This is a genomic window from Pseudomonas sp. KNUC1026 (genome assembly GCF_021650705.1).
Lineage (GTDB): Bacteria > Pseudomonadota > Gammaproteobacteria > Pseudomonadales > Pseudomonadaceae > Aquipseudomonas.
Map to the genome: position 1 here is coordinate 4,211,751 of NZ_CP087138.1, position 22,990 is coordinate 4,234,740.

Consider the following 22,990-nt stretch of genomic DNA (forward strand, 5'->3'; position numbering starts at 1 on the left):
ATCAACGACTCACCGCAATCGCCTGGTTGTTCATGATACGCGGAGTCAGGAATACCAGCAGCTCGGATTTGGTCTCCGAAACGACGTCCCGACGGAAAAGGCGACCAACATACGGCACATCGCCAAGAAATGGCACCTTGTCGACGGTCTTATTCTGCGAATTGGAGAACACGCCACCGATCACGATGGTTTCGCCATCGTTGATCAGCACCTTGGAGTTCACCTCGTTCTTGTTGATCGGCGGCACGCCGAGCACTTCGTTGAGGTAGTCAGGCTCATCCTTGGTGACCTTCACTTCCATGATGATGCGATTGTCGGGCGTGATCTGCGGGGTTACCTCAAGTGACAGGGAAGCTTCCTTGAACGACACGGTGGTTGCGCCGCTGGAGCTGGCTTCCTGATAAGGCACCTCAGTGCCTTTGAGGATCTTGGCGGTTTCCTTGTCGGAGGTGATCACCTTGGGCTGCGAAACCACTTCGCCGTTACCGGTTTTCTCCATGGCGGAGAGCTCCAGGTCGATCAGAGTGTTGTTGGTCACGAATCCGATACCAATGCCGCTGGTGGCGCCGGCGGCGCCCAGGTCGACGAAAGGCACGTTGCTACCAGCGGCAGTGCCGGTCTTGCCATCGATATCGCCCAGCGCGTTCAAGCCTCCGACCGACGTGTTGCCATGGCCTCTGGATGTACCACCCCAACGTACGCCCAATTGCTTGTCGTAATCGACCGTGGCCTCGACGATGCGGGCCTCGATCATGACCTGGCGCACCGGGATGTCGAGCTGAGCGACGATGCGGCGAAGCTCGTCCAGGCTTTCCTGGGTCTGATAGGCAATGATGCTGTTGGTACGGTCGTCGACGGTGATCGAGCCACGATTGTCGCTGCCACTGTCGGCATTGCTACCGGCCTGGCCGTTACGCCCACTGGTGCCTGTGACCGACTGGAACAGCTTGGCAATGTCGGAAGCCTTGGCGTAGTTCACCTGGATCAGGTCGCGGCGCAGCGGCGCCAATTGCTGGATCTGCCGTTGCGACTCCAGTTCCTGGCGTTCACGCGCAGCGATCTCGTCAGCCGGCGCAACCAACAGCACATTGCCGACCTTGCGCTTGTCCAGGCCCTTGGTCTTGAGCACCAGGTCCAATGCCTGGTCCCATGGCACGTTCTGCAAGCGCAGTGTGATGTTGCCCTGCACCGTGTCGCTGGCGACCAGGTTCAGGTTGGTGAAGTCTGCGATCAGTTGCAGCACCGAGCGCACATCGATGTCCTGGAAATTAAGCGACAGCTTGTCGCCGGTGTAGATGTTCTTGTCCGCGTTGCGCTTGGCCAGGTCTTCGTTGGTCAACGGGCGCACGCTGATGGTCAGCCGGTTGTCGGTCTGATAGGCCGAGTAATCGTAAGTGCCGGCAGGTTCGATGCTGATAGCGGCGGAGTCGCCGGCCATGCTGGAGCTGACGTACTGCACCGGCGTGGCAAAGTCTTTCACGTCCAGGCGTACGCGTAACGGGTCGGGCAATTGCGTTTTGGCGAAGGTCAGCATGATCTTGCCGCCGACCTCCTTGATATCCGGGGCCACACCTTGCTCGCTGAGGTCGATCACTACATTGCCTTCACCCAGCTCACCGCGCTGGAAGTCGATGTTGCGGATGGCCTTGCCCACTGGCGCCTGCGCTGCGGCGGCAGCTCGGGCGCTGGCGACCGGCGGCGGCACATTGGCAGGGGAGCGATTGGCCGCTTGCAGGGCGCTTGCACCCTCACCGATCAGTACGTAGACATTGTTGCCTTCAGCACGGGTGCTGTAGGGCACCAGAGTATTGAGGCTGACGATGAGCCGCGTACGGTTTTGCGCCTCTACCACTACCAGGCTGCGTGCGTTGCCCGAACCCAGGTCGCGGCCACTGCTGGCCAGGCGATTGGTAACGCCGGGCAGGTCCAACGCGATGCGTGCGGGCTGGTCGGTGGTATAGCCGCGCGGGGCGGGCACCGGGCTGTCGAACGAGAGCTTGAGCTCCATGCGATTGCCGGGCAGATTCGCAACATCGATAGCCTTGAGGCTGGCAGCCAGCAGCGCCGGCGACAGCAATGCCATCCCTAGCGAAACGCCCAGCGCGCTAATAATTCTCTTCATTACCGAATTCCACTGTGCATGCTAGACCACACCATTACGAATGCTCCTTGAGCGGGATGCTGCGCGGCCGTTCTATCCAGCCTCCCTCGCCATCGGGCACCAGCTCCACCACATCGACTTCGCTGTCCGTAACCGCCACTATCTTGCCATCGTTCTGGCCAAGGTAGTCGCCTACCTTGACCCGGTGTACGCCACCTGCGCCCTTTATCAGGGCAAAACGCCCTTTGGGATTCTCCAGCAGGCCCACCATTTCGAACTGTTCGATATTGAAGCCTTCGAGAAACTGCTTGACCCGATTGGGGTCAGGCTTGATCAGGCGCGACCCCTTGGGCTTGTTCACCACGATACGCACCGGAGGCTCGAACGGGTTGCGCAGGTTCGATGCCTGGTAGGTGAATGGCTCGTAAGCCTGGAAGGTCGGGATCGGCTCGATCCGGCCCTTGGGCCTGGCATTGACCTCGGCCATCCACGCCTTGATGTCGGAAAACTCACCACCACCACAGGCGCTGAGCGCCAGGCAAGCCACCAGCGATACCCACGCCTTGCCCACACGCATCATGGCTTGGCCCCCTGCACGGGCGAAGCAGGCTTGGAAGCGTCAGCCTTCTCGTTATAGCGGTACGTTTTCGCCAGGATGGTCATGCGCAATGGGCTTGTGGAGTCTTTGTCAGCGGGTTGGATATCGAAATCGTGCAAGGTCACGATTCGCGACAAGCTCGAAATGCTGCTGACGAAGGTCGCCAGGTCATGATAGGTGCCGGTTACAGTCATCTGAATCGGCAGTTCGACGTAAAACTGTTGGGTCACTTCCGGCAACAGCTTGATTTCCTCGAAATCCAGGCCCGCGCCCAGGCCGGAGCGAGTAATGTCCTCCAGCAAGCCAGGCACTTCGGTATCGCTGGGCAGTTGCCGCAGCATGGTGCCGAAAGTGGTTTCCATTTCCTGGAGCTGCGCGGTGTAAGCCTCCAGGTTCGCAGCCTGGAACGACTTGTCCGTGTACTGCTGCTTGAGCTGTTCTTCCTGCGCTGCTCGGGTATCGAGGTCACCTTGCAGGTCCTGAAGGTGAAAGTAATACCCAAGCCCCAGCAGCAGTACAGCCAGCAAAGCGGCGCACAAACCTTTGATCACCCCTGGCCATGAGCCGATGTTGCTGGCGTCCAGCTCGCTGAGCTGAACTTCGCGCAGGCTGGCGACCCATCCTTTTATATCCAGGTTCATTGGGCATCAGCCTCCGCATCGGCGGGCGGGCGGGTCTGCTGAACTGTCAGCTGAAAGCGGTTGTTCTGCTCGGTTTCGCCAGTGCCGGCCTTGACCTCGGCCAGGCTAGGGGCATCCAGCCAGGGCGAGGCGTCGAGGTTGCGCATCAGTTCCGATACTCGGTTGTTCGATTCTGCGGCGCCACTGATGGAAATCTGTGTGCCCTGAAGCTTGACCTCGGTGAAATACACACCGTCCGGCAAGGTGCGGACCAATTGATCGAACACACGCCCGATCACCGGGCGGTTGCCTTGCAGGTCCTGGATGATCTTCATCCGCGCGATGAGTTGCTTGCGCCGGGCCTTGAGATCGCTGATCGCCTTGATGCGCACATCTAGCCGTGCGTTCTCTGACTGAATGAAATTGTTGCGGGCAGTCTGCGTAGCGATTTCGCTGCTGATCACCTGATCGGCGACGAACAACACCAGCAGGCAGAACGCCGCAACGCTGCCAAGCAGGATGAAGAACTGCTTCTTGCGCTCCTCACGGCGCTGCTCGCGCCACGGCAGCAGGTTGATAGTGGCCATCAGTCGAAACTCCTCAGGGCCAGGCCACAGGCAATCATCAGCGCAGGTGCATCGCTGGCCAGCGCACCGGCGTTGACCTTGCTGTTGAGTGCCATCTCCGCGAACGGGTTGGCGACCATGGTCGGGGTTCCGAGGCGCTGCTGTACCAGCTGATCGAGCCCTGCGATGGATGAGGTCCCCCCGCGAGCATTATGTAATCGACATCATTGTGCTGGCCGGCGGCGAAGAAGAACTGCAGCGACCGGGACACCTGCTGGACTACCGCGTCCTTGAAAGGCTGCAGCACTTCGCTCACGTAGTCGTCCGGCAAACCGCCCTGCTTCTTGGCGAGGCCGGCTTCTTCGAAGGTCAGCCCATAGCGACGTTGGATTTCCTCGGTCAACTGGCGCCCGCCGAACAGTTGCTCGCGGGTGTAGATGATGCGCCCGGCATGCAACACGCTGAGCGTGGTCATGGTTGCGCCGATGTCCATGACCGCAACGGTCAGGGGGCGATCACCCTGGGCAAACTGTGGAGCGATCAGCCCATAGGCGCGCTCGAGCGCGTAGGCTTCGACATCCACCACGCGCGCGGTGAGCCCGGCGATCGCGAGGGCAGCCTCGCGAACCTCCACGTTTTCCTTGCGGCAGGCGGCGAGCAACACTTCGACACGTTCCGGATTGCGTGGCGACACCCCCTGCACTTCGAAGTCGATGGCGACCTCTTCGAGCGGATAAGGGATGTACTGGTCGGCCTCGACCTTGATCTGGTTTTCCATCTCGTCTTCAGAGAGGCCGGTGTCCATCTCGATGGTCTTGGTAATCACCGCAGACCCGGCCACCGCAACGGCTACGGTGCGCGAAGCCGCCTTGGCCTTGACCAGCAGGCGTGCCAGTGCGTTGCCGACACCCTCGAGTTCGGCGATGTTCTTTTCGACCACGGCATTGGCGGGCAGCGGCTCCACGGCATAAGACTCCACCTTGAAACGGCCGCCAGAGCGGCTCAGTTCCAGGAGCTTGACCGTGGTGGAGCTGATATCGATCCCCAGAAGCGAATGCGCTTTTTTGCTGAAGAGTCCTAGCACTACCGATTCCCTAGCATTATCCGCGACTTACGGACCGTTTATGTTACAAGGCATTTAATAGCAGTCTTGACAGAAGCGCAAATGACGCTCAGTACCAAATTGCTTATAATGCCGAGCGCTTTTTTCCCTGCGCCGCCTGTGCGTGCCTAACTCATTATTTTCACTGGAAATCCGATTATCTTGATTCGCCTGCTCAAGTTCTTCTGCTGGTCAATCCTCGCCCTCGTGTGCGGGCTTTTGCTCGGGCTGAGCGGCGCGTACCTGTATCTTAGCCCCAGCCTGCCCTCCGTCGAGGCACTGAAGAGTGTCCAGTTGCAAATTCCGCTGAAGGTATACAGCAGCGATGGCAAACTGATTGCAGAGTTCGGCGAAATGCGCCGTTCGCCCATCAAATTCTCGGAAATCCCGCCGCAGTTCATCGCAGCGCTGTTGTCTGCCGAGGACGACAATTTCGAAAATCACTACGGCGTGGACCCCACCAGCCTTGTGCGTGCCGCCGGCCAGCTGGTGAGCAGCGGCCACATTCAGACAGGCGGTAGCACCATCACCATGCAGGTGGCCAAGAACTACTTCCTCAGCAGCGAGCGCAGTTTTTCGCGCAAGAGCACCGAGATCCTGCTGGCCCTGCAGATCGAACGCCAGCTCACCAAGGACGAGATCCTCGAGCTTTACGTGAACAAGATCTACCTGGGCAACCGCGCCTACGGTATCGATGCCGCTGCGCAGGTGTACTACGGCAAATCCATCAAGGATGTGTCGCTGGCACAGATGGCAATGATTGCGGGCCTTCCCAAGGCACCGTCGCGTTTCAATCCGCTGGCCAACCCGGTGCGCGCCAAGGAACGCCGCGACTGGATCCTGGGGCGGATGTATCGCCTGGGCAAGATCGACCAGAGCGCCTATCAGGCCGCGATCGCCGAACCGATCAACGCCAGCTACCACGTCCCTACTCCCGAAGTGAACGCCCCGTGGATCGCCGAAATGGCCCGCGCCGAGATGGTTGGCCGTTACGGCAGCGACGCTTACACCGAAGGCTTCCGTGTGACCACCACCATTTCCAGCGACCTGCAGGCCGACGCCAATACCGCAGTGCTGGCGGGGCTGGTGAGCTACGACGAACGCCATGGTTACCGCGGCCCGGAGGCACGGCTGCCTGGCAAACCACGTGACGCCTGGGTGAGTGAGCTGCAGCGCTTGCGCTCCTTCAACAGTATCGATCCAGCCATCGTCAGCCAGGTAAGCAAAGATGGCTTCACCGTGGTTACCCGCGAAGGCAAGGACGAGCACGTCGCCTGGGACACCATGAAGTGGGCCCGCCCGTATATCAACGCCAACAGCATCGGCCGCGCGCCTGCACAGCCTTCGGATGTCGCACAGGTTGGCGACGTGATTCGGGTGCAGCGCCAGCCTGATGGCTCGCTCAAGTTCAGCCAGGTGCCCAACGCCCAGAGCGCGCTGGTGTCACTGGATCCGCACGACGGCGCAATCAAATCACTGGTGGGCGGCTTCGCCTTCGAGCAGAGCAATTACAACCGCGCTACACAGGCCAAACGCCAGCCCGGCTCCAGCTTCAAGCCGTTCATCTATTGCGCGGCGCTGGACAGCGGCTATACCCCGGCCAGCCTGGTCAACGACGCGCCCATCGTCTTCGTCGATGACTACATGGACAAGGTCTGGCGGCCGAAGAACGATACCAACACCTTCCTCGGCCCCATCCGGCTGCGCGAAGCGCTGTACAAGTCACGCAACCTGGTCTCGATCCGAGTACTGCAAAGCCTGGGCGTAGACCGCACCATCGACTACATCACCCGCTTCGGCTTCAACAAGCAGGACCTGCCGCGCAACCTGTCGCTGGCGCTTGGCACTGCGACGCTCACCCCGATGGAAATCGCCACCGGCTGGAGCACATTCGCCAATGGCGGCTTCAAGATTCAGCCCTACCTGATCTCGAAAATCGAAAGCCGCAGCGGCGAAACGCTGTTCACCGCCAATGCGCCGCGCGTGCCCACCGCTCAGGAAGAAGCCGCCCGTCTGCAAGCCCAGGCTGCCAGCCCAGCCGTGCCGCTGGCAACCAGTGCCGGTGCCACCGACACCACCGCTGCCACCTCGGCTCCGGGCGTACCGGCTCCGGGCGTACCGGCTTCGGGCGTCCCGGCTTCGGGCGTCCCGGCCCTGGCAGAGCGCGTGGTCGACGGCCGAACGACCTTCATCCTCAACAGCATGCTCGAAGATGTGATCAAGAAGGGTACCGGGCGCCGCGCAATGGCCCTGAACCGCTCCGACATCGCCGGTAAAACAGGCACCACCAACGAGTCCAAGGACGCCTGGTTCTCTGGCTACAACGGCGACTACGTCACCACCGTATGGAGCGGCTTCGACCAACCCGACACCCTCGGCAAGCGCGAATTCGGCGGTACGGTGTCCTTGCCGATCTGGATGGACTACATGGGCGCCGCCCTCAAGGGCAAGCCTGCGAATACCCAGCCAGAGCCTGAAGGCATCATCAGCCTGCGGGTCGACCCGGTCAGTGGCCGCGCTGCCACCGCCAGCACCCCGGATGCCTACTTCGAGCTGTTCAAGAGCGAAGACACTCCTCCGTCGGTCAACGAAATCGACAATGGCCACGCACCTGGCAGCCCGCTGCCGGCAGATGAAGCGGCGCCTATGGACCTGTTCGAAGCCACCAACTCAGGCAATGCGCAATAAAAAGCCCGGCTGTCAACAGCCGGGCTTTTTTGTATCAGGCTGAGGATCAGCCGTTGAAAACGTCATCCACGCTCTGCAGCGGGTAGTGCTTCGGATACGGCAGGGTCGCAACGCCAGATTCGATGGCGGCCTTGGCCACGGCGTCGGAAACAATGGTGATCAGGCGGGCGTCGAGCGGTTTCGGAATGATGTATTCGCGGCCGAACTCCAGCGATTCGACGTTGTACGCCTGGCACACCTCCTTGGGCACCGGCAGCTTCGCCAGGTCGCGCAGGGCGACGGCGGCAGCGATCTTCATCTCTTCGTTGATGCGCTTGGCGCGTACGTCCAGGGCGCCACGGAAGATGAAGGGGAAGCCCAGCACGTTGTTGACCTGGTTCGGGTAGTCAGAACGGCCGGTGGCCATGATCACGTCGCTGCGCGTAGCGTGAGCCAGCTCCGGGGCAATTTCCGGGTCCGGGTTGGAGCAGGCGAACACGATCGGGTTGGCCGCCATGCTCTTGAGGCCTTCGGCGCTCAGCAGGTTCGGGCCAGACAGACCAACGAATACATCGGCGCCTTGCAGAGCGTCAGCCAGGCTGCGCTTGTCAGTCTCGTGGGCGAACACCGACTTGTACTGGTTCAGGTCATCACGGCCGGAGTGGATCACGCCCACACGGTCGATCATGAAGATGTTTTCGACCTTGGCGCCCATGCTGATCAGCAGCTTCATGCAGGAGATGGCAGCAGCGCCGGCACCGAGACAAACGATCTTGGCGCTTTCGAGCGATTTGCCGGCGATTTCCAAAGCGTTGAGCATGCCGGCGGCGGTGACGATGGCGGTGCCGTGCTGGTCATCGTGGAATACCGGGATGTCGCATTGCTCGATCAGCGTGCGCTCGATCTCGAAGCACTCGGGCGCCTTGATGTCTTCGAGGTTGATGCCACCGAAGGTGATGGAGATACGCTTCACGGTGTCGATGAAAGCTTGCGGGCTTTCGGCATCGACTTCGATGTCGAACACGTCAACGCCGGCGAAACGCTTGAACAGAACGCCTTTACCTTCCATCACCGGCTTGGACGCGAGTGGGCCAAGGTTGCCCAGGCCGAGGATCGCAGTGCCATCACTGATCACGGCGACCAGGTTGCCTTTACCGGTGTACTTGTAGGCCAGCTCAGGGTCGCGGCCAATTTCACGTACCGGCTCGGCAACGCCCGGGCTGTAAGCCAGGGACAGGTCGCGAGCAGTGGCGGTGGGCTTGGTGAGCTCTACGCTCAACTTTCCGGGGCGTGGCTGTGCGTGGTATTCGAGAGCGGCAGTTTTCAGGTCTGACATGGTGGCGTTCCGCTTTGACTGTTGAACTTTTTGGATCGCCGAGCATACGCGCTGAGGAAAATGCCCACAAGACTGGCCGGTCACGCCTGTCAAGTGGTAGGGAATTAGACTTTTAGCGCAGGTTGCCATGCGACCGCTTTTTCAACGGGCACGAAAAAGGCGCCCACACGGGGCGCCTTTTTCTGCTCTACCCGCCCCGAAAGGCAGGCTCGAAGCCTTACTTGGTCTTGGCACCGAAAACGCCGAAACGGTCGGTGAAGCGCTGCACGCGGCCGCCGGTGTCGAGGGTCTTCTGCTTGCCGGTGTAGAACGGATGGCACTCGTTGCACACGTCCAGGCTCAGGGAGCGCCCAGGGTGGAACGGGTTTCGATCACGTTGCCGCAGCTGCAGGTAGCGGTGATGGCTTCGTATTTCGGATGAACGTCAGGCTTCATGGGAAAATCCTCGTGTTTAGCGTGCCGCCACCCAGCACCATTGCCGGATACCGCACGTATAGGGGTGCGCATACTACCAGAGCCGCTTGGGGAATCAAGCTGCGCGCCACACCGGTGGTCTGTTCAGGCTTGCCCCCATTCCCCTCTGCCCCCGCGAGCCATTGCCTTGCCAAATGCCGTGCTGCGCCTTGCCCTGCCCTCGCCCCTGCGCCGGCTGTTCGACTACCTTCCGCCTACAGGGATGAGCACAAGCTCCTTCGAGCCAGGCATGCGTGTACGTGTGCCGTTCGGGCGGCGGGAAATGATCGGTGTGGTGATAGAGATTGCCAACGATTCCGAGGTGCCAGCAGGCAAGCTGCGCCCGGCCATTGGCCGCTTGGACGACAGCAGCCCGATGTCACCGGCCCTGATGCAGCTGTGCCTGTGGACGGCCCAGTATTACCAGCACAGCCTGGGTGACACCCTCAGCTGGGCGCTGCCGGTGCTGCTGCGCCAGGGGGAGCCTGCGCAGGCGCATCAGGAGCGGTTCTGGATCGCCGCACCCGCTGCGAGCCCCGACGACCCCAGACTCAAGCGCGCACCGCGCCAGCGTGAGGCGTTGACCACCTTGGCGCAGCATCCGCACGGCGTGGCGCACTCACTCCTGAGCCAGCTTCAGCTGGGCCGTGATGCACTCGATGGCCTTCTGACCAAGGGCCTGGCAGCGGTAGAGACTCGCACCCAGGCTGTGGCGCCGCGCCACGAGCACTGGCTGGCGCAGCCTGAGCTGCCGCTGAACACCGAGCAAAGCGCTGCTTTCGAGGCGATCCGCGCAGGCCTTGGCCATTACCACACTTACTTGCTGGCCGGCGTTACCGGCAGCGGCAAGACCGAGGTCTACCTGCAACTGATCCACCAATGCCTGCAAGCCGGCAAGCAGGCACTGGTGCTGATCCCGGAAATCAACCTCGGCCCACAGACCCTCAGCCGCTTCTCGCAGCGTTTCAATGCACGCATTGCCTTGCTGCATTCAGCGGTCAACGACCGCCAGCGCCTGGACGCCTGGCTTGCCGCGCGAGATGGCGATGCCGACATCGTGATCGGCACGCGCTCGGCACTGTTCACCCCGTTGAAGAACCCCGGCCTGATCATCATCGATGAGGAACACGATGGTTCCTATAAACAGCAGGAGGGCTTGCGCTACCACGCACGGGACCTGGCCATCGTCCGCGGCCATCAGGAAAACGTGCCAGTGGTGCTGGGCTCAGCTACGCCCTCCCTGGAAACCTGGCACAACGCCCACAGCGGCCGCTTTGCACTGCTTCGCCTCACTCAGCGCGCGGGCAACGCGCAGCCGCCGCGCTTTCTGCGCCTGGATGTGAAAAGCCGGCCACTGGACAGCGGCATCAGCGAGCCCTTGCAGCAAGCCATTGGCCAGACGCTCGCCCAGGGCCAGCAAGTGCTGGTGTTCCTCAACCGACGCGGGTTCGCGCCCACGCTGCTATGCCATGAATGCGGCTGGCTCTCGGAATGCCCACGCTGCGACGCGCGCACTACGCTGCACCAGCGCTCTGGCGAGCTGCGTTGCCACCATTGCGGCCATGTCGAATACAAACCACGGCATTGCCCGAGCTGCCGCTCCGTGGACCTGCGCCCGGTAGGCGCGGGCACCGAGCGTGCCGAGGAGCGCCTGCGAGTGCTGTTTCCCGATTACCCCGTGCACCGCGTCGACCGTGACACCACCACCGCCAAGGGCGCGATGGATCGCCTGTTTGCGACCGTTCATCAGGGCGAGCCTTGCATCCTGGTGGGCACGCAAATGCTCGCCAAGGGGCATCACTTTCCCCAAGTGACCCTGGTGGCGATTCTGGACGCCGACGGCGGGCTGTTTTCCGCTGACTTTCGCGCGCCCGAGCGCATGGCTCAACTGATCGTGCAGGTGGCCGGGCGCGCGGGGCGTGCCGAGATGCCAGGCAAGGTCATCATCCAAAGCCATCTGGCTGACCATCCGCTGCTGGTGCAGCTCACCGAAGATGGCTATTTCGCCTTTGCCGAGCAGGCGCTCAGCGAGCGCCGCGGCGCGGGCCTTCCGCCCTTCGCTCACCTGGCCCTGCTGCGCGCCGAGGCGCACAAACCTGGCCAGGCCGAGGATTTCTCGATCAGGCCTGCTCGCTCGCCGAAGGGTGGCTGGCCGAGCATGGCGTGCAGGGGTTGGAGCTGCTCGGCCCAGTGCCTGCGCCAATGGAGCGGCGTGCCGGGCGGTTTCGTGCGCAGCTACTGGTGCAATCCACGGCGCGCGCACCGCTGCACCGGTTGCTGGCAGCAATGATGGCGCAGGTGGAGGCGCTGCCGGCAGGCCGCGCGGTGCGCTGGTCACTGGACGTGGACCCGGTCGATCTGTTTTGAGCAGGGTTGGCAAGGCTGCCTGCGAACCGGATAATGCCCGGTTTTAAAGCCAGCCCCGGGCGACCTGCCCGCGCGCTCGAACGAGATACCCATGAAAGACACCATTCGCCTGCTGATCCAACAAGCCCTTGCCCGCATGGTGGCCGAGGGCGTGCTGCCCGAAGGCTTGAATGTGGCCATCCAGGTCGAGAACGCGCGCGACAAGGCCCACGGCGACTTCGCCAGCAACATCGCCATGATGCTCGCCAAGCCTGCCGGGATGAAGCCGCGGGACCTCGCCGAAAAACTCATCGCCGCCCTGCCCGCCGACGAGCAGGTGAACAAGGTCGTGATCGCTGGCCCCGGCTTCCTGAATTTCTTCCAGAACACTCAGGCCTTGGCCCAGCGCCTGGATGCCGCGCTGGCCGACGCCCACCTGGGCGTACGCAAGCCCGGCGCGCCTGAAAAGGTCGTCGTCGACCTCTCGGCACCTAACCTTGCCAAGGAAATGCACGTTGGCCACCTGCGCTCGACCATCATCGGCGATGCGGTAGCCAATGTGCTTGAGTTTCTGGGCGATACGGTCATCCGCCAGAACCACGTCGGAGACTGGGGCACCCAGTTCGGCATGCTGCTGGCGTACCTTCAGGAAAACCCCGCCGACAGCGACCAACTCGCCGACCTGGAAAACTTCTACCGCGCCGCCAAAAAGCGCTTTGACGAATCCGAAGCCTTCGCCAAGACCGCGCGCGGCCTGGTGGTCAAGCTGCAGGCAGGCGACCCGGATTGCCTGGCGCTCTGGACACGCTTCAATGCCATTTCGCTGTCGCATTGCCAGGCCACCTACGAGCGTTTGAACGTGCGCCTGACGCCCAACGACGTCATGGGCGAAAGCGCCTACAACGACGACCTGCCCAGCGTGGTCGCTGACCTGCGCAGCAAGGGCCTGCTTGAAGAAGACAACGGCGCTCAGTGCGTCTTCCTCGAAGAGTTCAAGAATGCCGAAGGCAACCCGCTGCCGGTGATCGTGCAGAAAGCAGGCGGTGGCTACCTTTACGCCACTACCGACCTGGCCGCCGTGCGCTATCGCAGCAATGTGCTCAAGGCAGATCGCGCGCTCTACTTCGTCGACCAGCGCCAGGCGCTGCACTTCCAGCAAGTGTTCGAGGTGGCTCGCCGGGCCGGCTTCATCACCAACGGCATGCGCCCCGAACACATGGGCTTCGGCACCATGAACGGCGCTGATGGCCGGCCGTTCAAGACCCGCGACGGCGGCACGGTCAAGCTGATCGACCTGCTCACCGAAGCCGAGCAGCGTGCGTACGCGCTGGTGAAAGAGAAAAACCCCGAGGTCGAAGAGGCCACCCTGCGTGAAATCGCTCGCGTGGTGGGCATCGGCGCGGTCAAGTACGCCGACCTCTCCAAGCACCGCACCAGCGATTACTCGTTCAATTTCGACCTGATGCTGAACTTCGAAGGCAACACCGCGCCTTACCTGCTCTACGCCTACACCCGCGTGGCAGGGGTGTTCCGCAAGCTGGGCAAGAGTTTCGAAGAGGCCGACGGGCACATCGAGCTGCACGCTGCGCATGAGCAGGACCTGGCCGCGCGCCTGGCGCAGTTTGGCGAGGTGCTCAACACTGTCGCCGACAAGGGCACGCCGCATGTGCTGTGCGCGTACCTGTACGACATCGCCGGGCTGTTCTCCAGCTTCTACGAGAACTGCCCGATCCTTACGGCCGAGACGCCCGCCCAGCAGGCCAGCCGCCTGCGCCTGGCGGCCCTGGCAGGCCGTACCTTGAAACAAGGCCTGGAACTGCTGGGCCTGGAAACCCTGGAGCGCATGTAAGTTGGCTGCGAAAAAACCAGCACCCAAACGAGGCGCCAGCCGCACCCAGCCTGCATCAAAGAAAAAACCGATTCCAGGATGGGTATGGCTGGCCGTGGGCCTCACGGTCGGCGCGTTCGTCGTATTTCTGATGAAACTCGACCCCAGCAAGGACGAGGTCAAGCGCACCCGGCCCGAACAGCAGAAGGCCGAGAAGATCGCCGAGGCGAACAAGACCCCGCCGAGCCCGACCCAGGTCAAGCCCAAGTACGACTTCTACACGCTGCTGCCTGAATCGGAGGTGATCGTACCGCCCGAAGCCGTGCCGGAGAAAACGCCCCCGGTACCGGCCCAGCCGGTAACGCCAGAAGTCGCTGCGAAAATCGACACCGCGCGCGCCCAGGCCGCCCTCTCCGGCCAGACGCCCCCCGGCACCGCCGGTCGCCAAACCGGCCGCCACCACGCAGTATTTCCTGCAGGCTGGCTCCTTCCGCCGACAGGCCGACGCCGACCGAGTGCGTGCGCAGATCATCCTGCTGGGCCAGGCGGTGCAAGTGGAATCCGGCACGGTGAAGGACGACACCTGGTACCGCGTACTGGTCGGCCCCTTCAGCAACCGCGAACAGCTCACCGCCGCGCAGAAGATGCTAGCCGGCAGCGGCTTCAACAACTTGCTGCTGCAACAACGGCAAAGCCGGTAGAGCAGCTGCGAGCTTCAAGCTGCAAGCTTCAAGAAAGAGCGGCTTGCGTAGTGGCGGGGATTGCGGCGTGCCTGCATCGACGCCGCAGTCCGCTCTTGCTTTCAGCTTGAGGCTTGAGGCTTGAAGCTTGAACCCGCCGTCCCTATATAGGTCTTCATCCGGGCATTTTCGCCCCGCTGCGTGGAGACAACCCCTTGACCACCATCGTATCCATTCGCCGCCACGGTAAAGTCGTCATGGGCGGCGACGGCCAGGTGTCGCTGGGCAACACCGTCATGAAAGGCAATGCCAAGAAGGTACGCCGCCTTTATCACGGCCAGGTCATCGCAGGCTTTGCCGGCGCCACTGCCGACGCCTTTACCCTGTTCGAACGTTTCGAAGGCCAGCTGGAAAAACACCAGGGCCATCTTGTCCGAGCCGCCGTCGAACTGGCCAAGGACTGGCGCACCGACCGTTCCCTCAGCCGCCTCGAAGCGATGCTGGCCGTCGCCAACAAAGACGCATCGCTGATCATCACCGGTAACGGCGATGTCGTCGAACCCGAAGACGGCCTGATCGCCATGGGTTCCGGTGGCGGCTACGCACAAGCCGCGGCCCGCGCGCTGTTGAAAAATACCGAACTCTCCGCCCGGGATATCACCGAGGCCGCGCTGAACATCGCTGCAGACATCTGCGTGTTCACCAACCACAACCTGACTATCGAGGAGCAGGACCTGGCGGAGTGATCCGCGCAAAGGTTCGCCTGACCCACATGTCCATGACCCCCCGCGAAATCGTCCACGAACTCAACCGCCACATCATCGGCCAGGATGACGCCAAGCGCGCCGTGGCCATTGCTCTGCGCAACCGCTGGCGCCGCATGCAGTTGCCGGCCGAGCTGCGCCCTGAGGTCACGCCGAAGAACATCCTCATGATCGGTCCCACCGGCGTAGGTAAAACCGAGATCGCCCGGCGCCTGGCCAAGCTTGCCAACGCGCCCTTCCTCAAGGTCGAGGCCACCAAGTTCACTGAGGTGGGTTATGTAGGTCGCGACGTCGAGTCGATCATCCGCGACCTGGCAGACGCTTCGCTCAAGCTGCTGCGTGAGCAGGAGGTGATCAAAGTGCGTCACCGCGCCGAGGACGCCGCCGAGGATCGCATTCTCGACGCCCTGCTGCCGCAGGCGCGTACTTTTGGTGACGACGCCCCTTCCAGTGCTGACTCCAACACCCGCCAGCTGTTTCGCAAGCGCCTGCGCGAAGGCCAGCTCGACGACAAGGAAATCGACATCGAGGTTGCCGAGCAGGTAGGCGTAGACATCTCTGCCCCGCCTGGCATGGAAGAAATGACCAGCCAGTTGCAGAACCTGTTCGCCAACATGGGCAAGGGCAAGCGCAAGACCCGCAAGCTCAAGGTCAAGGAAGCGCTCAAGCTGGTGCGTGAAGAAGAGGCCGGCCGCCTGGTCAATGAGGAAGAGCTCAAGGCCAAAGCGCTCGAAGCCGTCGAGCAGCATGGCATTGTCTTCATCGACGAAATCGACAAGGTCGCCAAGCGCGGCAACGTCGGCGGCGCTGACGTTTCGCGCGAAGGCGTGCAACGTGACCTGCTTCCGCTGATCGAAGGCTGCACCGTGAACACCAAGCTGGGCATGGTCAAGACCGACCACATCCTGTTCATCGCTTCGGGTGCCTTCCACCTGAGCAAACCCAGCGACCTGGTGCCCGAGCTGCAGGGCCGGCTGCCGATCCGCGTCGAGCTCAAAGCACTCACTCCAGGCGATTTCGAGCGCATCCTCAGCGAGCCGCACGCCTCGCTCACCGAGCAATACCGCGAGCTGCTCAAAACCGAGGGGCTGGGTATCGAGTTCGTCGACAGCGGCATCAAGCGCCTGGCCGAGATCGCCTTCCAGGTGAACGAGAAGACCGAGAACATCGGTGCCCGCCGCTTGCATACGCTGCTGGAGCGCCTGCTGGAGGAAGTCTCGTTCAGCGCCGGCGACCTGGCAGGTTCCCAGAACGGCGAGCCGATCCGCATCGATGCTGACTACGTCAACAGCCACCTCGGTGAGCTGGCGCAGAACGAAGACCTGTCTCGCTACATCCTCTGACTGCCAAGCGCCGGGGCCTGGCCCCGGCGCGCGAGGCCACACCATGCACAAACTTCCCACCGCGATCAACTTGCACAAAGCCAGCAAAACCCTGGTGCTCAGCTACGCCCCCGACGAGCAATACAGCCTGCCGGCGGAGTTGCTGCGCGTGCATTCGCCTTCGGCCGAAGTGCAGGGCCACGGCAAGCCCATCTTGCAGCACGGCAAGCTGAACGTAGGTTTGAGCAAGGTCGAGCCCGCTGGGCAGTACGCACTCAAGCTCAGCTTCGACGACGGGCACGACAGCGGGCTGTTCACCTGGGAGTACCTTTACGAGCTGTGTACCCGCCAGGAAGCACTCTGGGCAGACTATCTCGACGAGCTGCGCAAGGCAGGCAAGTCACGCGACCCGGCTGAATCAGTGGTTCGATTGATGCTTTGAAACGCTTGGCGCCCAGCGCCAGGTATCAACTATCAAGCGCCCCACGAACTTTGCGCGCCAGCTCACGGACGGTGAAAGGCTTGGGCAAGAAGTGAACACCGTGGTCGAGCATCCCGTTATGAACGATAGCGTTGCGCGTGTATCCGGTGGTGTAGAGGACTTTCAGCCCAGGATAGAGCAACCCGGCATGATCAGATAACTGCCTTCCGGTCATCCCAGGCATTATGACGTCCGTGAACAATAGCGAAATGGACGAGTTTGCTCTGAGAACATCGAGTGCGTCCGGGCCGTTACCAGCCTCCAGTACAACGTAGCCGAGAGTTGCCAGGGCTTCGACCGACAACGCACGCACCATGGCGTCATCCTCTACAACCAGCACCACTTCTCCGCTACGCGCGCGGTAGTCGTTGTGTTGTTCTTCCAGCTCTCGAATATGCGACTTGGCGACGGCGCCGCCATAGTAACGCGGAAAATAGAGCTTGAAGGTCGTCCCTACTCCAACTTCCGAATACACATTGATATGGCCGCCCGACTGTTTGACGAACCCATATACCTGGGCCAGGCCCAACCCAGTCCCTTTGCCTACACCTTTGGTTGTGAAGTAGGGCTCGAAGATACGCTCGATCAATTCCGGTTCGATACCGGTCCCGGTATCGGTAACCGCCAGCATGACATACTGGCCCGGCTTGATCTGATACGTGCTCGCGTAATGCTCATCCAAATAGATGTTCGCCGTTTCTATGGTGAGTTGCCCACCGTCGATCATCGCATCACGGGCATTGATAGCCAGGTTTACAACAATGTTCTCCAATTGCGCGGCATCGGCATAGGTATGCCATAGCCCGGCGTAGCGAACATTCTCGAACCCAACCTGATCGCCGAGCGTCCGCTCGAGCATATCGGCCAGGCCGGCGGTCAGGCGATTGATATCCAAAGGCTCAGGTGCCAATGGTTGCTGCCGAGAGAACGCCAGCAGCCGCTGTGTCAGCAAGGCTGCCCGCTGCGCCCCCTCCAAGGCTATGCCGCTGTACTTGAGAACATCCTGCTCGGTGCGATTTCGGCGCAGCCTCAACAATTCAAGGCTGGCAATCACTGTGGTCAACATATTGTTGAAGTCGTGAGCGATACCGCCGGTCAACTGGCCGACGGCCTCCATCTTCTGCAATTGCTGAACCTTGCCTTCGGCAGCCCGCAATGCAACCGCCTGCTCATTCAGGCGACGGCTCGAGTCAGCCATGTCGGCTTGATGCTGTCGACCTTCCGCTTCTAGCCCGTCGGAAACCCATTTCTGCCGGTTGTATTCAATCTGAAAGGCGTCGATGTCTGTGCAGGTGCCATACCACTGAAGAAGCTTGCCTTGCTCGTCGTAGATAGGTTGGGCACGGCTTAGAAACCACCGATAAATGCCGTCGCAGTCCCGCATGGAGAACGTAGCCTCGAACACTCGCCTCTGCAAAAAACACTGCTCGAGCAAGCTCAGAACTTCACTGCGTTGGTCGTCATGGATCATTGCAAGCCAGCCACGACGCATCAGCGCCGGATTGCTCAGGCCTGTGAGCACTTGCCAGCGCGAGTTGAACCAGCGTTCGTTACCGTACGCATCCGCTGTCCAGACCAGTTGCGGCATTGCATTGGTGAGGGAGGCGAACCTCGCTTCGGCCAATTGCTCGGCATCACGCTGTTTCAGCAGCGCTGCGAGCTGTTCAGTACCGTCACGGATGACTTTGAGCGCCCCAACGAACTGGCCTTTGGCGACCATCGGCATCATCGAGCCACTGGCCCAGAACGTAGAGCCGTCTTTGCGCAAATGCCAACGGTCGTCAGCCGCGCGCCCCTGGCTTAATGCGAGGCCGATTTCACGCTCGACTACAGCAGCCTGGCAATCGTCCTCGGTAAAAATCATCTGGATTGGCTGGCCGATGGCCTCATCGCGTGCCCAGAACAGAATGCGCTCAGCGCCTTCGTTCCACTCCACAATCTTGCCCGTCAGGTCGATTGCAATGATTGCGTAATCGACCGCGCTATCGAGGATCAGACGATGATATTCATGTGCATGCACAAGTTCTGCACGGGCTTCTATCAACGCCTGTTCTGGCTCCGATACGGTTTCGGGGAGATTGTTCGAATGCAAGGATGGGACCTGTGGCCGGTAGACGCTGGAAGGGGATTTGCCAGCAGAGAATAGGCACAGTATCCGAGAGGCGGAAACAACACTATCGTCTTTACAGAGCTGCGGCTACCACGGGCCCACTTTCAACGCTCAAGCACCTCGGGATGCCGAACCAACTTGAGAATCAGTGCCGACATAGTCTCGAGTGCCCATGGTTTGGGCACGAACGTGATGCCCGGGCCGAACCGGCCGGCTTCATCGCCAAAGCCGCTGGTAACGATGACGGGCAAGATCCGGATAACGCCGATGCAACATCAGTGCAAGCTCATCCCCGGCGATCTGCCCAGGCATCACCATGTCGGTGAACACCAGGCCGATCGTACTTTCATGGCGCATCACGAACATCAGGGCATCGTCTGCGGTTTTGAACCCATGGCACGGGAGGCCAAGCTCTTCGATCATGTCGACCATCAGGCTGAGCAACAGAGGGTCATCGTCGACAACTACGATGGCCCCGGCCGGCGCTCGATATTCGGTAGGTGCAAGCTTGGTCACAAGGCAGCTCCCAAAAACCGATCTGGTTCAGAGCACCGATGCGGGCTCTTCCTTCCTTGATAGGCCAGTTCAGGCTATCACGCCAGGTATTTGTCCAGCGCCTTGTTGATCTCGGCCTCGACCATGCCTCCCATCATCGACAGCATCATCCCCAGCTTGATCTCGACCCGCACCAGTGTTTCGGTGATAGCTACCTGCCCGGTAATGCCGCTGCGCTTGAGTTCTACGGTGTCGCCTTCCCATTCGGCTTGCATGTCATATTTGCTCTGCAACTTTTCCACAAGCTTGCCGGCGCGCTCGCGGGCGACTTCACGGCCCAGCGTGTGCTGGCGTTCAACGGTGATCTGGCTCATCGGCAATCTCGGTCAATTCAAAGGGGTTTATTCTACCCGGCACAGGGCCCTTCAAGACAAAGCCTGCATAGCGGGATTAGAATGGCCGGTAATTTTTTCCGGTGCAGGCGATATGACTGAACAGCGCAAAGGCAACGAAGCCGAACCCTCCACTCACTTTGGTTACCAGCACGTGCCGGAGAGCCAGAAGGCGGAGAAGGTCGCCGAGGTGTTCCACTCCGTCGCTGCCAAGTACGACGTGATGAACGACCTGCTATCTGGCGGGATGCACCGCTTGTGGAAGCGCTTTACCATTGAGCTGTCGGGCGTGCGCCCAGGCAACCGGGTGCTGGATATCGCTGGTGGCACTGGCGACCTTACCCGCCGCTTCTCCGATCTGGTCGGGCCGGCCGGCGAAGTCGTGCTGGCCGATATCAACGCTTCGATGCTGAAAGTCGGCCGTGACCGCCTGCTCGACCTGGGGGTGGCCGGCAATGTGCGCTTCGTGCAGGCCGATGCCGAGAAGCTGCCGTTCCCCGACAACCACTTCGATGTGGTGACCATCGCCTTCGGCTTGCGCAACGTAACCCATAAAGAGGACGCGCTGCGCTCGATGCTGCGTGTGCTCAAGCCCGGCGGCCGATTGCTGGTGCTGGAATTCTCCAAACCCACCAGCAAACTGATGGCCAAGGCTTACGACGCCTACTCTTTTGCCTTCATGCCACTGGTAGGCAAGCTGGTCGCCAACGACGCGGCAAGCTACCGATACCTTGCCGAGTCGATCCGCATGCACCCTGACCAGGAAACCCTGAAGGCGATGATGGCCGATGCCGGGTTCGACCGTGTCACCTACCACAATATGACCACCGGCATCGTAGCCCTGCACAGGGGTATCAAACCCTGATGCTCGAACGCGCCCTACTGGCCAGCGCCGAAGCCGGCATCAACCGCGCCCTGCGCCTCGATGCCACGGCGCTGCCGCGCCTGGCGCCATTGAGTGGCGCGGTCATCGAAATCGATTGCCCACGCCCCGCCCGCCGCGTGTTCATCCTGCCCGGCAGCCATGGCCTGACCCTGGCCAGCCACTGGGAGGCACCCGCCACCTGCACGCTGCGTGCACCGGCCGGGCGCTTGCTGGAGCTGGCCTTGCGCCGTGACAAGACTGCGGTGCTGCACAGTGCGGATGTCGAGCTGGAAGGCGATACCGGTGCACTGATGGCCTTGAGCGACGTGCTGCAGAACCTGGAGCTGGATCGGGAGCACGAAGTATCGCGCTGGCTGGGGCCGGTCGGCACCGCGCTACTCAGCGGCCACATGCGGCTGCGCGCGCGTTGGGCGAAAGAAGGCGCCGGCAGGCTGCGCGAAACACTCGCCGACTACCTGAACGAAGAAACCCGCGCATTGGTCGGAAAGCGTGAGGCCGAAGCGCGCTGGCAGGAGCTCGATGAGCTCAAGCTGGCCACCGACCGCATCGAGGCCCGCCTGGCGCGGTTGTTCCCCACCCCTGATTCCAGCGAAAACGCATGAAGCTGCTCGCCGTCCGCCGTCTGTTTCGTATCCTGCGCGTGGGCATCCGCTACCGCCTCGATGACCTGATTCTCGCGTTACCGCTGCCATGGTGGCTGCGCATCCTCCGCTTTGCCATGCCCTGGCGCGCCCTGCCGCGGCGCAATCGGCAGCTTTCGCGCGGGGCGTGCCTGCGCCTGGCCCTGCAAGATCTCGGGCCGATCTTCATCAAGTTCGGGCAGATCCTCTCCACCCGCCGTGACCTGCTGCCGGGCGACATAGCCGACGAGCTGATGCTGCTGCAGGACCGCGTGCCGCCGTTCGACCCCAAGCAGTCGATGCAACTGATCGAGGAGCAGCTTGGCGTGCCGATCAGCCAGGCCTTCAGCCGCTTCGACGTCGAGCCGCTCGCTTCCGCTTCGGTGGCCCAGGTTCACGCCGCGTGCCTGCGCACCGGCGAAGAAGTGGTAGTGAAAGTGGTACGCCCCGGCCTTCGCCCGATCATCAGCTCTGACCTCGCCTGGCTGTTCCTGCTGGCGCGGCTGGCCGAATGGCTCTCTGCCGACGCACGCCTGCTGCACCCGATGGACGTGGTCTCCGACTACGAAAAAACCATCTACGACGAGCTCGACCTGCTGCGCGAAGCCGCCAACGCCAGCCAGCTGCGGCGCAACTTCGAAGGCTCGCCGCACCTGTACGTACCGCAGATCTACTGGGACTGGTGCCGGCCCAAGGTGCTGGTGATGGAGCGCATCTACGGTGTGCCGGTCACCGACCTTGCCACCCTGGCCGATCAGCGCACCGACATGAAGCTGCTGGCCGAGCGCGGCGTGGAGATTTTCTTCACCCAGGTGTTCCGCGACAGCTTCTTCCATGCCGACATGCACCCGGGCAACATCTTCGTCAGCACTGTCAATCCCTGGGACCCGCAATACATCGCGATCGACTGCGGCATCGTCGGCAGCCTCACCCCGGAAGATCAGGAATACCTGGCCCGCAACCTGTTCGCCTTCTTCAAGCGTGACTATCGGCGCGTGGCGCAGTTGCACATCGATTCGGGTTGGGTGCCTGCGCAAACCAAACTGAACGAGTTCGAAGCAGCGATCCGTACTGTGTGCGAGCCGATTTTCGAAAAACCTCTGAAAGACATCTCCTTCGGCCAGGTGCTGATGCGCCTGTTCCAGACCGCGCGGCGCTTCAACATGGAAGTGCAGCCGCAACTGGTGCTGCTGCAAAAGACATTGCTCAACATCGAAGGCCTGGGCCGCCAGCTGTACCCCGACCTCGACCTGTGGAGCACGGCCCAGCCTTACCTCGAACGCTGGATGCGTGAGCGCATGAGCCCCAAGGGGCTGCTGCGAAATGCCCAGTCACAATTTGAACAACTGCCCTACATCGCCAGCATGACCCGCGACCTGCTGGAGCGCATGGCAACGCCTCATCGCGAAGACCCTCCACCGCCTTGGCGGCGCAGCAGCGAAGTATTCGCCCTGCGCCTGGTCGGCGGCATCCTGCTGGCAGGCGGCGGGGTAATGGCCAGCAGCGGCGCGGCGCTTCACACTGTGCAATCCTGGCCGGCCTGGATCATGCTCGCCGCAGGCCTGTATCTGGTCGTGCGTGGATAGCCACTGGCGCCATGCGCTGGCACTATAGGCGGCCATT

At 61.8% G+C, this 22,990-nt stretch carries 16 protein-coding genes and 4 pseudogenes; 10 read left to right on the forward strand and 10 right to left on the reverse strand.

All coding sequences use genetic code 11. The annotated features are described in order from the left end of the window. Nucleotide 1: 1 nt before the first annotated feature. The 5 genes and pseudogenes from pilQ to LN139_RS19870 form a co-directional block, all read right to left on the reverse strand. Nucleotides 2-2,122 carry a type IV pilus secretin PilQ family protein gene (gene pilQ / locus LN139_RS19850; protein WP_236355831.1) on the reverse strand — a complete coding sequence of 707 codons (2,121 nt, stop codon included), beginning with the start codon at nt 2,120-2,122 and terminating at the stop codon, nt 2-4. Between the two features lie 34 nt (nt 2,123-2,156). After that, nucleotides 2,157-2,678, reverse strand: coding sequence for a pilus assembly protein PilP (locus tag LN139_RS19855; protein ID WP_236360530.1), 522 nt, complete (start codon nt 2,676-2,678; stop codon nt 2,157-2,159). Continuing rightward, nucleotides 2,678-3,334: a type 4a pilus biogenesis protein PilO gene (locus tag LN139_RS19860; RefSeq protein WP_442964452.1), complete on the reverse strand. Its 657-nt coding sequence runs from the start codon at nt 3,332-3,334 to the stop codon at nt 2,678-2,680. The genes LN139_RS19855 and LN139_RS19860 overlap by 1 nt, the downstream gene beginning before the upstream one ends. 2 nt (nt 3,335-3,336) lie before the next feature. Further along, on the reverse strand, nt 3,337-3,906 hold the full coding sequence (locus LN139_RS19865) for a PilN domain-containing protein (RefSeq protein ID WP_236355833.1): 570 nt from the start codon (nt 3,904-3,906) through the stop codon (nt 3,337-3,339). Then, nucleotides 3,906-4,969: pseudogene (locus LN139_RS19870) on the reverse strand (pilus assembly protein PilM). Before LN139_RS19870 ends, LN139_RS19865 begins: the two are co-directional and overlap by 1 nt. Nucleotides 4,970-5,152: 183 nt before the next feature. Here LN139_RS19870 and LN139_RS19875 point away from each other — a divergent pair. After that, entirely contained in the window at nt 5,153-7,675 is a 2,523-nt protein-coding gene (locus tag LN139_RS19875) for a penicillin-binding protein 1A (protein ID WP_442964453.1), read from the forward strand. A gap of 46 nt (nt 7,676-7,721) precedes the next feature. Here LN139_RS19875 and LN139_RS19880 read toward each other — a convergent pair whose 3' ends face one another. Together LN139_RS19880 and rpmE are read right to left on the reverse strand one after the other, a co-directional pair. Then, nucleotides 7,722-8,990 carry a malic enzyme-like NAD(P)-binding protein gene (locus LN139_RS19880; protein WP_236355835.1) on the reverse strand — a complete coding sequence of 423 codons (1,269 nt, stop codon included), beginning with the start codon at nt 8,988-8,990 and terminating at the stop codon, nt 7,722-7,724. 217 nt (nt 8,991-9,207) lie between these two features. Next, nucleotides 9,208-9,425: pseudogene (rpmE, locus tag LN139_RS19885) on the reverse strand (50S ribosomal protein L31). 166 nt (nt 9,426-9,591) lie between these two features. Here rpmE and LN139_RS19890 point away from each other — a divergent pair. The 6 genes and pseudogenes from LN139_RS19890 to LN139_RS19915 all read left to right on the forward strand — a co-directional run bounded on the left by LN139_RS19890 (nt 9,592) and on the right by LN139_RS19915 (nt 16,825). Beyond that, nucleotides 9,592-11,810 (forward strand): annotated as a pseudogene (locus LN139_RS19890) (primosomal protein N'). A gap of 91 nt (nt 11,811-11,901) precedes the next feature. After that, nucleotides 11,902-13,638 carry an arginine--tRNA ligase gene (gene argS / locus LN139_RS19895; protein WP_236355836.1) on the forward strand — a complete coding sequence of 579 codons (1,737 nt, stop codon included), beginning with the start codon at nt 11,902-11,904 and terminating at the stop codon, nt 13,636-13,638. 1 nt (nt 13,639) lies between these two features. Continuing rightward, nucleotides 13,640-14,318 (forward strand): annotated as a pseudogene (locus LN139_RS19900) (SPOR domain-containing protein). Between the two features lie 194 nt (nt 14,319-14,512). Further along, complete coding sequence (hslV, locus tag LN139_RS19905; protein WP_236355837.1) at nt 14,513-15,043, forward strand: ATP-dependent protease subunit HslV; 531 nt, start codon at nt 14,513-14,515, stop codon at nt 15,041-15,043. A 26-nt stretch (nt 15,044-15,069) separates the two neighbouring features. After that, complete coding sequence (hslU, locus tag LN139_RS19910) at nt 15,070-16,404, forward strand: ATP-dependent protease ATPase subunit HslU (RefSeq protein WP_236355838.1); 1,335 nt, start codon at nt 15,070-15,072, stop codon at nt 16,402-16,404. A gap of 43 nt (nt 16,405-16,447) precedes the next feature. Further along, the gene (locus LN139_RS19915; protein ID WP_236355839.1) at nt 16,448-16,825 is read left to right on the forward strand and encodes a gamma-butyrobetaine hydroxylase-like domain-containing protein; all 378 of its coding nucleotides are present in this window, start codon (nt 16,448-16,450) and stop codon (nt 16,823-16,825) included. Between the two features lie 25 nt (nt 16,826-16,850). Here LN139_RS19915 and LN139_RS19920 read toward each other — a convergent pair whose 3' ends face one another. From LN139_RS19920 to LN139_RS19930, 3 genes are all read right to left on the reverse strand, one after another. Beyond that, nucleotides 16,851-18,956, reverse strand: coding sequence for a hybrid sensor histidine kinase/response regulator (locus LN139_RS19920; protein WP_236355840.1), 2,106 nt, complete (start codon nt 18,954-18,956; stop codon nt 16,851-16,853). Nucleotides 18,957-19,190: 234 nt separating this feature from the next. Beyond that, on the reverse strand, nt 19,191-19,490 hold the full coding sequence (locus LN139_RS19925) for a response regulator (RefSeq protein WP_236355841.1): 300 nt from the start codon (nt 19,488-19,490) through the stop codon (nt 19,191-19,193). 77 nt (nt 19,491-19,567) lie between these two features. Next, the gene (locus tag LN139_RS19930; protein ID WP_236355842.1) at nt 19,568-19,843 is read right to left on the reverse strand and encodes a polyhydroxyalkanoic acid system family protein; all 276 of its coding nucleotides are present in this window, start codon (nt 19,841-19,843) and stop codon (nt 19,568-19,570) included. Nucleotides 19,844-19,955: 112 nt separating this feature from the next. Here LN139_RS19930 and ubiE point away from each other — a divergent pair, with 112 nt between their 5' ends. From ubiE to ubiB, 3 genes are read left to right on the forward strand one after another with little or no spacing between them, the layout of a single operon-like run. Then, nucleotides 19,956-20,726 (forward strand): bifunctional demethylmenaquinone methyltransferase/2-methoxy-6-polyprenyl-1,4-benzoquinol methylase UbiE, encoded by a 771-nt coding sequence (gene ubiE, locus LN139_RS19935; protein WP_236355843.1) that lies wholly within the window; start codon nt 19,956-19,958, stop codon nt 20,724-20,726. Next, nucleotides 20,726-21,349, forward strand: a complete 624-nt coding sequence (locus LN139_RS19940; RefSeq protein ID WP_236355844.1) for a ubiquinone biosynthesis accessory factor UbiJ — start codon at nt 20,726-20,728, stop codon at nt 21,347-21,349. The genes ubiE and LN139_RS19940 overlap by 1 nt, the downstream gene beginning before the upstream one ends. Then, nucleotides 21,346-22,953, forward strand: a complete 1,608-nt coding sequence (gene ubiB, locus LN139_RS19945; RefSeq protein WP_236355849.1) for a ubiquinone biosynthesis regulatory protein kinase UbiB — start codon at nt 21,346-21,348, stop codon at nt 22,951-22,953. Before LN139_RS19940 ends, ubiB begins: the two co-directional genes overlap by 4 nt. Nucleotides 22,954-22,990 lie beyond the last annotated feature (37 nt).